Genomic DNA, 13,362 nt, shown 5'->3' with positions numbered 1-13,362 from the left:
TACAGTCTGACAGAAATTTGCAATCAAATTGTGAGAGGGGAGCAAAATATTTGCAACTGGTATGTTCATCAGGCAGTATGGATAAGCCCGGTTCCCTCACCAAAATTTCACAATGTTTTTATTGATTTGTATGGAAATCATACTTATAATATAGAAGATAGCATGTAGGAGGAAAAGGATGGACAATCAGAATAATAAAAAGAATGATAACAATAACAGGCAGAATTACGGGATTATCATCATAACCACGATAATTGCTGCTGTTTTTGTCATGTTTCTGTATCAGCTCATGCAGGATACGCCATCCCAGGAGATTTCGTATACGAAATTCATGGATATGGTGGAGAAGGGGGAAGTAAAGGAAGTCACCATTGATTCGGAGAAGATTACGATCATTCCGAAGACGGAGGCGGAAAAGAATCAGGAGAATGAGAACAGCCAGGGCGGGATCACCCAAGGCAGCAACTGGTTTACGCAGTTTGGCGCTGGATCCCAGGTGCAGTACTATACCGGGCTGATCGATGATCCGGATATGTACGATAAGCTTGACAAGGCAGGAGTCGAGGTCAGCAGTACGATTCCGGATTCTACATCCATGATGATTTTAAACCTCGTATTCAGTGTGATTGTTCCGTTTGTACTTGTCTTTGTGCTGCTCAGTTTTCTGATGCGAAGAGTATCAAAAAGCAGTGGGGGCATGATGGGGATCGGAAAGAGCAATGCCAAAATGTATGTGGAAAAGACCACGGGGGTTACGTTCCGTGATGTGGCGGGACAGGATGAGGCGAAAGAATCTTTGCAGGAGGTCGTGGATTTTCTGCACAATCCGGGGAAATATACCGGTGTGGGAGCGAAGCTTCCAAAGGGAGCGCTTCTTGTAGGTCCTCCGGGTACCGGTAAAACACTGCTTGCCAAGGCGGTAGCAGGCGAGGCTAATGTGCCGTTTTTCTCGTTGTCCGGATCCGCATTTGTGGAGATGTATGTCGGTGTCGGTGCGTCCCGAGTGCGTGACCTGTTCAAGCAGGCGCAGCAGATGGCACCATGTATTATCTTTATCGATGAGATCGACGCCATAGGAAAGAGCAGAGATTCTCAGCTCGGCGGGAACGATGAGAGAGAGCAGACACTCAACCAGCTTCTGGCAGAGATGGATGGATTTGACACGAACAAGGGGCTTTTGCTTTTGGCGGCGACGAATCGTCCGGAGATTTTAGATCCGGCTCTGCTTCGTCCGGGACGTTTTGACCGGAGAATCATTGTGGAGCGTCCGGATCTGAAAGGTCGTGTCGATATTTTGAAAGTACATGCCAAGGACGTGCGGATGGACGAGAGCGTCAATCTCGAGGAGATTGCCCTTGCCACAAGCGGTGCCGTAGGGTCAGATCTTGCCAATATGATTAATGAGGCGGCGATCAATGCGGTCAAGCACGGACGTCATGCAGTCTGTCAGGCAGACCTGTTTGAGGCTGTAGAAGTGGTTCTTGTGGGGAAGGAGAAGAAAGACCGGATTATGAGTCAGGAGGAGCGCAGGATCGTGTCCTACCACGAAGTCGGACATGCGCTTGTAAGTGCCCTTCAGAAGGATTCCGAGCCGGTACAGAAGATTACGATTGTACCGCGTACGATGGGAGCGCTTGGGTATGTGATGCAGACGCCGGAGGAGGAGAAATTTCTCAATACAAAGAAAGAGCTGGAAGCAATGCTTGTCGGACTTCTGGCAGGACGGGCGGCTGAGGAGATTGTCTTTGACACTGTGACGACAGGAGCGTCCAATGATATCGAGAAGGCTACTAAGGTGGCACGTGCCATGATTACCCAATACGGAATGTCAGAGAAGTTTGGGCTGATCGGTCTGGAATCCATTCAGAATCGGTATCTGGATGGCAGAGCCGTGATGAACTGCGGCGAGGCAACGGCGGCGGAGATCGACTCCGAAGTGATGCAGATGCTGAAAGTTGCCTATGATGAGGCAAAGAGGCTTCTGCTGGAAAACAGAGAGGCACTCGACAAGATTGCGGCGTTTCTGATTGAGAAAGAGACAATTACCGGGAAAGAGTTTATGCAGATCTTCCATGAAGTACGGGGGATCGCAGACGATTCGGAAAAGAAGGAAGAAAGGATCGCCATGAAGCCGGTGGAGACAGCAACTGCAACAGAAAAGCCAATGTTAGAGGCAGAACAGGAGACGTCTGTGACGGCAGAAGAGGAGGATGGAGCAGCACAAGGTTAGTCCGAGCTTCTATGCTGAACTGTTACGAATAAGAAAAGAAATCAGCGTATGGGGATTGTCCATGCGCTGTTCTTTTGTTAAAATAGATGGAGTTAATGAGGTGAAAGTATGTTTGTGATCGAAGAAGAGCTGAAAAAGCTTCCGGCAAAGCCTGGGGTCTATCTGATGCACGACGAGAAAGATGAGATCATCTATGTTGGCAAAGCCATCAGTCTGAAAAACCGGGTACGCCAGTATTTTCAGAGCAGCAGAAATAAAGGCGTCAAGATAGAGCAGATGGTGACGCACATCCGGAGATTTGAATATATTGTCACGGACTCTGAATTGGAAGCACTTGTCTTGGAGTGCAATCTGATCAAGGAGTATCGTCCGAAGTATAATACGATGCTTGTGGATGACAAAACCTACCCATTTATCAAGGTGACAGTTCAGGAACCGTTCCCGCGTATTATGATGGTACGCCGGCAGGCCAAGGACAAGGCGAAGTATTTTGGACCATTTACGAGTTCTCAGGCGGTGAAGGATATCATCGACATGGTGAGGAAACTCTACCGGCTGAGAAGCTGCGGCAGGACGCTTCCAAGAGACATCGGAAAAGAACGGCCATGTCTGTATTATCACATTAAGCAGTGTGACGCGCCGTGTCAGGGCTATATTTCCAGTGATCAGTACCGGGAGTCCATCGACGAGGTGGTAAAGTTTTTGTCCGGTCACTACGACGGTATTCTGAAAGAACTAGAGGAGAAGATGCTGGAGGCTTCAGAACAGATGGAATTTGAAAAGGCCATTGAGTACCGGGAACTGATCAGCAGTGTAAAAAAGATTTCGGAGAAGCAGAAGATTACGGACGCGGGGAGACCGGGGGAGGACCGGGACGTCTTGGCGGTTGCAAGGGAAGAGGGGGACGCTGTGGTGCAGGTATTTTTCATTCGTGGCGGACGGCTCATTGGGCGGGATCACTTCTATCTGCGGACCGACCCGGATGAGACAAAAGCGGAAATCCTGGCAAGTTTTATTAAGCAGTTTTATGCCGGGACGCCGTATATCCCACGGGAGCTTCTACTTCCTTATGAGCTTGCGGAGGCGGATCTTCTGACAGAGTGGATGACGAAGCGCAGAGGTCATAAGGTGACGTTCACAGTTCCCAAAAAGGGTGAAAAAGAAAAGCTCTGCGAACTTGCACAGAAGAATGCAGCCATGGTTCTTGCAAAGGATAAGGAGCGGCTTATCCGGGAGGCAGGAAGAACAACGGGGGCTGTAAGAGAACTGGAACAGATCATCGGAATCGCCGGTATTCACCGGATGGAGGCGTTTGATATTTCCAATACGAATGGGTTCGCATCGGTGGGTTCCATGGTTGTCTACGAGGACGGAAAGCCAAAGCGGAGCGATTACCGGAAATTTCGTATTAAGGGTGTGGAAGGGGCTGACGATTACGCGAGCATGAGGGAAGTCCTTACGAGACGGTTTCAGCATGGTCTGAAAGAGAAGGAAGAGGGCAAGGAATTCGGTGGATTTACTGTCTTCCCGGATCTCATCCTAATGGACGGTGGAAAGGGACAGGTTCACATTGCGGAGGAAGTGTTGGACGCGCTGCATATTCAGATTCCAGTCTGTGGAATGGTAAAGGATGACCGGCATCGTACGAGGGGACTTTACTATCGGGACGAGGAGCTTCCGATCCGGACGGATTCTGAGGCATTTAAGCTCATTACCCGTGTACAGGATGAGGCACACCGTTTTGCCATCGAGTTTCACCGAAAACTTCGGGGGCAGGGGCAGGTTCACTCGATTCTGGATGAGATTCCAGGAGTGGGTCCAAAGCGCAGAAAGGATTTAATGAAACACTTCCAGAGTCTGGATGCCATCCGTCAGGCAGACGTTGAGGAATTGAAAAAACTCCCTACAATGAATGAAAAATCTGCTCAGGATGTGTACAACTTTTTCCATTGATATGATATACTATTCACAAAGTGATTTCATATGAGACAGATAAGGAGAACAAATATGGGTGTGAAGCTTGAAAAGTTAATTGAAAAGATGAGTCTGAAAAATCTGACGCCGGATCTTGATCTGACACAGTCAGAGATTCAGGTTCCGGATATCAATCGTCCGGCATTGCAGCTTACAGGGTATTTTGACCATTTTGATTCGGATCGTGTTCAGATCATCGGATATGTAGAGTATACATATCTGGAAACTCTTTCGGACGAGAAGAAGAAAGAGATGTATACACAGCTTCTCTCCTATGGGATTCCGTGTATTGTATATTGCCGAAATCTGGAACCGGATGAGACGTTCCTTCAGATGGCCAATGAGATGAAAGTGCCGATCTTCCAGTCCAGCAAGCAGACTTCGGCGTTTACGGCGGAGGTGATCCGGTGGCTCAATGTAGAACTGGCGCCGTGTATCTCAATTCACGGTGTTTTGGTTGACGTGTACGGCGTCGGTGTACTTATTATGGGTGAGAGCGGTATCGGTAAGAGTGAGGCGGCTCTGGAGCTGATTAACCGGGGCCACCGGCTTGTCACAGACGATGTGGTCGAAATACGCAAAGTGAGCGATGACACCTTGGTAGGGAAAGCTCCGGATATTACCCGACATTTCATCGAGCTGCGCGGTATTGGTATAGTGGATGTGAAGAGTCTTTTCGGGGTACAGAGCGTGCGTGAGACACAGACGATCGATCTGGTAATCAATATGGAAGAGTGGGACAAGAACCGAGAGTACGACCGCCTTGGTCTTAAGGAAGAATCTACAGAGTTCTTAGGAAATAAGGTTGTGTGCCATTCGATCCCGATCCGTCCGGGACGAAATCTGGCGATTATTGTAGAGTCTGCCGCTGTCAACCACAGACAGAAACAGATGGGTTATAATGCGGCGGAAGAATTATACAGACGGGTACAGGAAAGTCTGGCAAAATAAGAGGAAGGAAAGAGAAAAATGAAGTATTGTTTTGGAATTGATATTGGAGGTACGACTGTCAAGTTGGGATTATTTCAGGAGGATGGAAAGATTCGGGATAAGTGGGAGATCAAGACTCGGATCGAGGAGAAAGGACGAAACATTCTTCCGGATATCGCCAAATCTCTTATGAACAGACTGGAAAAAGAGGGAATTTCCAAGGAAGAGGTGACAGGTATCGGAATCGGCGTCCCGGCTCCGATTACGGAGGAGGGATTTGTGAAATCTACCGCCAACCTCGGATGGGAAGAGAAAAATGTCAAAGCAGAGATGGAAGAGCTGACCGGTATACGGACGGCGACAGGAAATGACGCAAATGTGGCAGCCCTGGGAGAGATGTGGCTCGGCGGCGGACGCGGATGCAAGAATATGATTATGGTGACTCTTGGAACAGGCGTAGGAGGCGGAATCCTTATCGGAGGCCGGATCCTGACAGGAGCACATGGGGCGGGAGGAGAGATCGGACACCTCTGTGTGAATTACGGGGAGACAGAGAAATGCGGCTGTGGAAATTACGGATGTCTTGAGCAGTATGCATCCGCAACGGGAATTACCCGTCTTGCAAAGAAGAGGCTGGAATCCACAGAGCAGGACAGCACCTTGAGAAAGGGGCCGGTAAATGCCAAGACGGTGTTTGACGCAGTAAAGGCAGGAGATCGTCTCGCTGACGAGATTGCTGTAGAATTCGGACGCTATCTGGGATATGCGCTTGCCAATCTGGCGGCTGCAATAGATCCATCTGTGATCGTTATCGGAGGCGGTGTATCGAAAGCAGGAAAAGTATTGATCCCATATGTCGAGACGCCTTACAAAGAGCGTGCGTTTTTTGCAAATCAGGATGTGACATTCGCGCTGGCGGAGCTTGGAAACGACGCTGGAATCTGCGGAGCGGCAAAAATGGTATTAGACTAAGTGGCTGACCTTACGGAGGACAGACGGAAAGAAACAGTATAAAATTGCGAATATAAAGAAAGGGAGATACGCATATGTTGATGCGATCTCCCTTTTATACTGTTGTTATGAAGACGATAACTGCCTTACTGGAGTGATCTCTGACTTCTACTGGGTGACTCCCTGATTGGCATCTGAGCTTTCACCGGAAGTGTCTTCTCCGGTCGTGCCGTCCTGGCTTGTGTCAGTGGATTCGGAAGAATCCGTGGAATCGCTGCCAGAAGAGTTCCCATCGGAATGACTGTCAGATTGATTAGCACTGTCAGATTGATCGGAACTGTCAGAAGATTCATCATCCTTTTTACTGTCAGATGATGGTTTCTTTGCCGAACGGTGTCCGGAACAACTCTGAGTCGGAGCCGTATCCCTATCAAAGTATTCTGTTACAGCAGGACATCCGGATACTGCAAGTTTTCCGGTACTTGTGCAGACGGTACGTTCTACAACCGAATCCGGTTCTTCAAACTGTGTGTAGGCCAGACCCTTGGTCGTATTGATCTGATCCATGATTTTTTTCCACATCTTCAGGTGGTAATCCCACTCACGATCCGCAAGAGGAGTATTGTCATCGTATCCGGACCAGATGGTACAGGTATAATACGGTGTGTAACCCGCAATCCAGAGATCCACGTTGTTAGAGGTCGTACCGGTCTTTGCTGCCGCATCCATATTGGAAAGACGGGCAGGAGTCCCGGTTCCCTTTTTGATGACATCTTCCATCGCGCTGGTGAGCAGAAAAGCGGTGGAATCTTTCAATACAGTATGCTTCTCCTGAGTCTGTGTGCGGTCAAGCAGGACATTGCCGTCATGGTCAAGAATCTTCGTGTACATGATCGGCTCCTGGTAAACGCCGCCATTGGCGATTGCTGCATACGCAGCGCACATTTCGTAATTATAAACACCGTCCGTGACACCGCCTAAAGCAAGCGGCTGTTGAATGTCTGTAAAGACTTTACCCTCGTCTGTCGTACGGCTTTCGACCAGTGTGCTTAGTCCGAAGTTCTGGCAGTAGGTAAAACCAAGCTGCGGGGTAATCTCCGTCAGTGTCTTGACCGCACAGATATTTGCAGACTGTTCGATGGCTTTCCGCATTGTCATATTGCCACGGTAGTAATTGCCCCACCAGTTGGAAACCGGAGTACCGTCCGCGTATTCGTACGGCTCGTCCTTGATAATGGTTGCCAGCGTTTCTCCTGCGCTGTCAAGAGCAGGAGCGTAAGTGGACAGGATCTTGAAACAGGATCCCGGCTGTCTTGTAGATCCAGTGTAGGCACGGTTCAGACTCATACTGGATGACTTTGTGCCACGGCCGCCGACCATCGCCTTAATCTGTCCTGTCGCCTGATCAATGACAGTGACAGAAGCCTGAGGCTGGGGAGAGAGATTGATGACCTCGTCATAGGTATCTCCCTCTTTTGCGATGGATGCTTTAAACGATTCAATGACCTGATGTGCCTGCTCCTCAGAATCAAAGGTCAGACCATATTTCATATTCCGGAACTGCTTGATATGACCGGAACTGTAATTCTCCTGTGTTCCGTCAGCCCTTGTTACAGTCAGTGCGTAAGACAGGCCGTATTGGACTTTGTAAGGATAATTGCTGTCGTCGTTGAGTACCTGGTCACAGATGCCCTGGATCTCAAGATCTTGGGTAGAATAGATACTTAAACCGCCCTTGTAAAGGGTATTGTATGCCTGAGTTTCACTGTAGCCAAGTCCGACGTCCGGATCCTCCAAGTCTGTCAGAATCTGCTCTGTCAGTGCATCTACGAAGTAGCTCTGAGGAGTCGTGTTCTGCGTGATGTTCGTATTGACATTCTGGATGCGGGCATAGACATCATCGGCCAACGCCTCGTCATGGGCCTCCTGGGAAATGTATCCCTGCTCCAGCATGTTTTTAAGAACCTGCTTGCGGCGATCCGCATTGTGATCCGGGTGAGTGATCGGATTGTAGTAGCTTGGACTCTGGGTGATGGCCGCGATGACTGCGCTTTCAGACAGAGTCAACTGGGAAATGTCCTTGTTGAAATACCTCTGGGATGCTGCCTGTACGCCGAGCGTATTCTGACCCAGGTTGATGGTATTTAAGTAGTTTTCCATGATTTCGCTTTTTGACATCTGCTTTTCCAGCTTCAGTGCCAGATACTGCTCCTGAATTTTCCGTTCTAGTCTGTCGAAGAACGTATCTTCAGACATGAAGTCAAAAATATTATTCTTGATCAGCTGCTGTGTCAGGGTGGAAGCACCCTGAGAAAAATCTCCGGTAGTAAGACCGATCATTCCGGCACGTACGATACCTTTTGGATCAATTCCGTTATGCTCATAAAAACGCTCGTCCTCGATGGCAACAAAAGCGTGCTGCAGATCCTTCGGGATCTCATCGATGGTTTTATAAACACGGTTGGAACCGGCGGAAGTGAGCCGCTGGGTCTCAGTCTTATTGTCCGAAGCATAGACAACGGATGTGTAACCCGTCGGCTTTACATCTTCCGGGGTAACATCCGGGGCGCTGTCGATGACCTTCTTGAGGAATATCCCGCCGCCCACGCATCCGGCTACCATCAAAAGCAAAAGAGTGAGAAGCACTCCTTTAAAGATCCGTACGCCAAGACGCTTCTTTTTCATTTTGGATTTCGAGGTAATGTCCCTTCGTTTCTTAGCAGCTTTTTTTCTACCATAGTTCATGAGCATTTGCCTCCTTTTATACCAAACCATTATACCAAATTTCAATATTGAAATAAAGAAAAAATTGCAATCTTCCGTATTCGCTGAGAAAAATTTAAGAAAAAGTTTTGAAAAAGTCGAAAATCCTGTTATAGTTAAAATGAACAGACGAGGAGGAAGGAACATGTTGGAAGAATACAGGACAGTGCTGGGGCATGGGGAAAGCGAGATCGTAGAGAAGAAATCCCGGTTCCTGGCCGAAGTCTCTCATATTGATACAGAAGAAGAGGCACTGGAGTTTATAGAGAAAATTCGGAAGAAGCATTATAATGCCACCCATCATTGCTATGCTTATGTGCTGGGCGAGCGTTTTGAATTACAGCGTTTCAGCGACGATGGAGAACCGGGTGGAACAGCAGGCAAGCCGATGCTTGATGTGCTGACCGGAGAGGGAATCCATGACACGGTGGTCGTGGTGACCCGGTATTTTGGCGGGACGCTTCTTGGAACGGGAGGGCTGGTACGGGCATACTCCGGGGCGGCTAAGGAAGGATTGCTTGCAAGTACTATTATTACCAGAAAATACGCGTCTAAACTGGAAATCCGGACGGAATATACCGGATTTGGAAAAATCCAGTATATTCTCGCACAGCAGGGGATTCATATTCTGGATATACAATATACAGATCAGGTCCGCATCGTGTGCCTTGTTCCGGATGTGGAGAAGGGAAAGATTGAGAAAGAGCTAACTGAGGGGACCAACGGACAGGCAGGACTTGGGTGGAAAGAGAAGTGTTATTTTGCCGTACACGAGGGTAAGATACTTCTTTTCAACAAATAGAGTGTCATTCATCGCCAGAAGTAGCAAAGACATATTCCGGGATTGTAAGCAGACGCCAAGATTCCACGAAGGTTCGGGATTTGGTTCGTCGCATACACAGAAAAAGAGATTTCGCTTTAGGCGAAATCTCTTTTTATATTCCCTCCTACTGGAATTCCGGCTCAATCAGACCATACGTGTTGTTCTTTCTCTTGTATACAACATTCACCTCGTCTGTCTCGGCATTAGTAAATACATAAAAATTATGTCCGAGAAGTTCCATCTGAATGCAGGCATCCTCTGGGAACATCGGTTTGATGCCAAAACGTTTTGTACGGATGATCTGGATGGAATCGTCCTCAACACTGTCGTGATCGTGGTCATCTACGAAAGTTTTGTTGAAATCCACACCAGCCTGATGCTTTTCCACGAGTTTATTCTTATATTTGCGAAGCTGACGTTCGATGATCTCCTCAACCAGGTCAATGGAAACGTACATATCGTTGCTTGATTGTTCGGAACGGATAATATTTCCCTTCAGCGGGATAGTAACTTCAATTTTCTGCTCTTCCTTATCTACGCTGAGCGTAACGTGTATTTCAGTATCAGGAGTAAAATATCTTTCCAGTTTTCCGAGTTTGTGTTCGATTGTTTCCTTTAAGGCAGGCGTCACATCGATATTCTTTCCTCTCATAATAAATTTCATAAGCCCAACTCCTTTTTCCTGTATTTCCTGCATAGGCGCCGGATTCGGCAGCCAAGGCAGAAGATCCGTTCAAATCTGAGATTTGAATTCTTGTCCTTATTATACTACGAAGACTTCAGACATGCAATTATAAATAACTAAAAAATCAGAAATTCAAAAATAAGTTTACTGATAAAATTTATAAAGTAAAAGTAATAGAATGAAAAAATCAGATGTTTTTCTGTACCGAAGTGAAGAGGGCGGGGTAAAGAAAGAGGATCCACACGACGAGGAACGCATACTCGAACACTTTCCATAGAAGAAGAGCGCTCCATCCGGAGAGAAAGAGTTTCCACGTTAGAGTGGAGCCTAGTCCTAGTGCCAGTTTCAAAAGCTGCCCCATTCGGGTCCGGGTAGCGGTGGAAAAATGCAGATACGTCTCTTCTAGCCACAGTCCCAGAGCAAAACCGAGTCCTGCACCTGCTGCCTTGATCGTGTCGGCGGCGTACATGGACGGCAGACCGTCATATTTCACTAGAAGAAAGGCTGAGGCAAGTACGAAACAGGAAATCCCCGCCAGTACGGCAGACAAAGTACGGATCTTCCGAAACAGAATATCTGCATACCGGGAGTACGCCACAGAGAACCCAAGGGAGATCACAAGGGAAGTCAGCACATCCTTTGGAGTATGGACGCCAAGATACATCCGGGAAAATCCGACAAGCAGAAAGGAGGCGGTAAAGAGAAATTTTGTACTCCGTTGTTTGGACCCAAGCGCCAGTGAAGCAAAGAGGCTTGTCGCACCCTGGGTGTGACCGCTGGGGAAGGAGTAGCCGGTTGCGTGTGGTATAGCGCTTTGTACCGGATGGAAATCAGGATCCAGAATCCAGGGACGCGGGATCCGGAAGATAATTTTCAGGTTTTGCACTACAAGGCCGGAAGAAAAATACGTCAGTCCGATCCGGCGGGCAAACTTCTTGTCATAGCACCAATAAAAAAAGCAAAGTACGGAAAGCAAAAAGGTCTCCTGCCCAAAACAGGTAACGAATTGAAAAAAATCGTTACCTGCAGGAGTCCGTATGCCTTCCAGAAACCATAACAGATTCATGTCAGACACACCCCATCATTTATTTTTCAGATTGTCACGCTTGCGGAGCCTGGAATCCAGAATCTTTTTGCGGATCCGAAGACTCTTTGGAGTGACTTCCAGAAGCTCATCCGTATCGATGAAGTCAAGCGCTTCCTCCAGACTCAGGATACGCGGAGGAGACAATTTTAATGCATCGTCTGAGCCGGAAGCGCGGGTATTGGTCAGATGCTTCGCACGGCAAACGTTCAGCTCAATGTCGTCGGTCTTGGCATTCTGGCCGACTACCATGCCGGAGTAGACACGTTCACCCGGTCCGATAAAGAGCGTACCGCGCTCCTGGGCATTGAACAGACCGTAAGTCAATGCTTCTCCGGTTTCAAAGGAGATGAGAGAACCGTTTTTCCGGTACTGGATCTCGCCTTTATATGGGGCATAGCCATCAAAGGCGGTATTCATAATTCCGTTTCCCTTCGTGTCAGTCAGGAAATCACCTCGGTATCCGATCAGCCCGCGGGACGGGATGGAGAATTCAAGTCTTGTGTAGGCGCCGTTTGACATGCCCATGTTGCGGAGCTCACCCTTCCTTTGGCTTAACTTGTCGATGACGGTTCCGGTGAATTCATCCGGAACATCGATGTAGACCAGCTCCATCGGTTCGAGAAGTTTTCCGTTTTCATCTTCTTTATAGAGCACTTCCGCCTTGCTGACAGCAAATTCGTAGCCTTCCCGGCGCATATTCTCGATCAGCACGGAGAGATGAAGCTCGCCACGGCCGGACACCTTGAAACTGTCCATATCATCCGTATCTTCCACACGGAGGCTGACGTCGGTATTCAGTTCCAGGAAGAGACGGTCGCGAAGATGACGGGAGGTTACAAACTTTCCTTCCTGTCCCGCAAACGGACTGTCATTGACCTTGAACTGCATGGAAATCGTAGGCTCAGAAATCTTCTGGAACGGAATCGGTTTCGGGTCGTCCGGAGAGCAGATCGTGTCTCCAATGGAGATATCCGCAATACCGGAGATAGCAACGATAGAACCGACGCCGGCTTCTCGCACCTCTACCTTGTTTAGCCCATCAAACTCGTAGAGTTTACTGATTTTAACCTTTTTCTGTTTGTCTGGTTCGTGATGGTTTACTACGATCACGTCCTGGTTTACACGGATCGTTCCATTGTCCACTTTGCCGACGCCGATTCTGCCCACATATTCATTGTAATCGATGGTACTGATCAGTACCTGTGTGGAGGCATCCGGGTCTCCTTCCGGAGCGGGAATGTATTCCAGAATCGTCTCAAAGAGCGGAATCATATTTTCCGGCTTGTCATCGAGTTCCAGAATGGAGTATCCGGCTTTGGCAGAAGCGTAGACAAACGGGCAGTCGAGCTGGCTGTCGTCTGCATCCAGATCCATGAAAAGCTCCAGTGTCTCATCGATGACAGCGTCCGGACGGGCTTCCGGGCGGTCAATTTTGTTGATACAGACAATGACAGGGAGCTTTAATTCCAGCGCTTTTTTCAACACAAACTTGGTCTGCGGCATCGGACCTTCAAACGCGTCCACTACGAGGACTACGCCGTTTACCATCTTGAGGACACGTTCCACCTCTCCGCCGAAGTCAGCATGTCCTGGAGTGTCGATGATATTGATTTTTGTATTTTTGTAATGAACGGCCGTATTTTTGGAAAGGATCGTGATCCCACGTTCCCGTTCGATGTCGTTGGAGTCCATGACACGCTCCTCGACCTCCTGATTTTCACGGAAAACGCCGCTTTGCTTTAACAGTTCGTCGACCAGGGTCGTTTTGCCGTGGTCTACATGGGCAATAATCGCAATATTACGAATGTCTTCACGTTTTATTTTCATATCGTTACATCCTTCTTTCTACTTATATAATGTAGCAACTTATATAGTCTACCATATTTTTTGGATTTTACAAGCATTTCTATCCATATTTA

Annotated in this window: 9 protein-coding genes; 5 read left to right on the top strand and 4 right to left on the bottom strand. The window is 48.2% G+C overall.

All coding sequences use genetic code 11. The features are described 5' to 3' along the window. Window positions 1-178 precede the first annotated feature (178 nt). From ftsH to AOA56_RS13590, 4 genes are all read left to right on the top strand, one after another. Entirely contained in the window at window positions 179-2,230 is a 2,052-nt protein-coding gene (gene ftsH / locus AOA56_RS13605; RefSeq protein WP_024733257.1) for an ATP-dependent zinc metalloprotease FtsH, read from the top strand. Between the two features lie 108 nt (window positions 2,231-2,338). Further along, window positions 2,339-4,183, top strand: a complete 1,845-nt coding sequence (gene uvrC / locus AOA56_RS13600) for an excinuclease ABC subunit UvrC (protein ID WP_048622197.1) — start codon at window positions 2,339-2,341, stop codon at window positions 4,181-4,183. A 54-nt stretch (window positions 4,184-4,237) separates the two neighbouring features. Next, the gene (gene hprK / locus AOA56_RS13595; protein ID WP_024733256.1) at window positions 4,238-5,155 is read left to right on the top strand and encodes an HPr(Ser) kinase/phosphatase; all 918 of its coding nucleotides are present in this window, start codon (window positions 4,238-4,240) and stop codon (window positions 5,153-5,155) included. Window positions 5,156-5,173: 18 nt separating this feature from the next. After that, window positions 5,174-6,106: an ROK family glucokinase gene (locus AOA56_RS13590; RefSeq protein ID WP_024733255.1), complete on the top strand. Its 933-nt coding sequence runs from the start codon at window positions 5,174-5,176 to the stop codon at window positions 6,104-6,106. Between the two features lie 147 nt (window positions 6,107-6,253). Here the strand turns inward: AOA56_RS13590 and AOA56_RS13585 are convergent, their stop codons facing one another. Beyond that, window positions 6,254-8,830 carry a transglycosylase domain-containing protein gene (locus AOA56_RS13585; protein WP_053769895.1) on the bottom strand — a complete coding sequence of 859 codons (2,577 nt, stop codon included), beginning with the start codon at window positions 8,828-8,830 and terminating at the stop codon, window positions 6,254-6,256. Window positions 8,831-8,993: 163 nt separating this feature from the next. Here AOA56_RS13585 and AOA56_RS13580 point away from each other — a divergent pair, with 163 nt between their 5' ends. Beyond that, window positions 8,994-9,650: a YigZ family protein gene (locus AOA56_RS13580; RefSeq protein ID WP_048622195.1), complete on the top strand. Its 657-nt coding sequence runs from the start codon at window positions 8,994-8,996 to the stop codon at window positions 9,648-9,650. A gap of 145 nt (window positions 9,651-9,795) precedes the next feature. Here the strand turns inward: AOA56_RS13580 and hpf are convergent, their stop codons facing one another. The 3 genes from hpf to typA form a co-directional block, all read right to left on the bottom strand. After that, entirely contained in the window at window positions 9,796-10,335 is a 540-nt protein-coding gene (hpf, locus tag AOA56_RS13575) for a ribosome hibernation-promoting factor, HPF/YfiA family (RefSeq protein ID WP_024733252.1), read from the bottom strand. Window positions 10,336-10,543: 208 nt separating this feature from the next. Further along, window positions 10,544-11,422 carry a phosphatase PAP2 family protein gene (locus AOA56_RS13570; RefSeq protein WP_048622194.1) on the bottom strand — a complete coding sequence of 293 codons (879 nt, stop codon included), beginning with the start codon at window positions 11,420-11,422 and terminating at the stop codon, window positions 10,544-10,546. A gap of 15 nt (window positions 11,423-11,437) precedes the next feature. Further along, on the bottom strand, window positions 11,438-13,270 hold the full coding sequence (gene typA, locus AOA56_RS13565; RefSeq protein WP_024733250.1) for a translational GTPase TypA: 1,833 nt from the start codon (window positions 13,268-13,270) through the stop codon (window positions 11,438-11,440). Window positions 13,271-13,362 lie beyond the last annotated feature (92 nt).

The organism is Sellimonas intestinalis, from assembly GCF_001280875.1.
GTDB lineage: Bacteria > Bacillota > Clostridia > Lachnospirales > Lachnospiraceae > Sellimonas > Sellimonas intestinalis.
The sequence above is the reverse complement of the archived record's forward strand: the minus strand, read 5'-3'. Positions and strand labels throughout refer to the sequence as shown.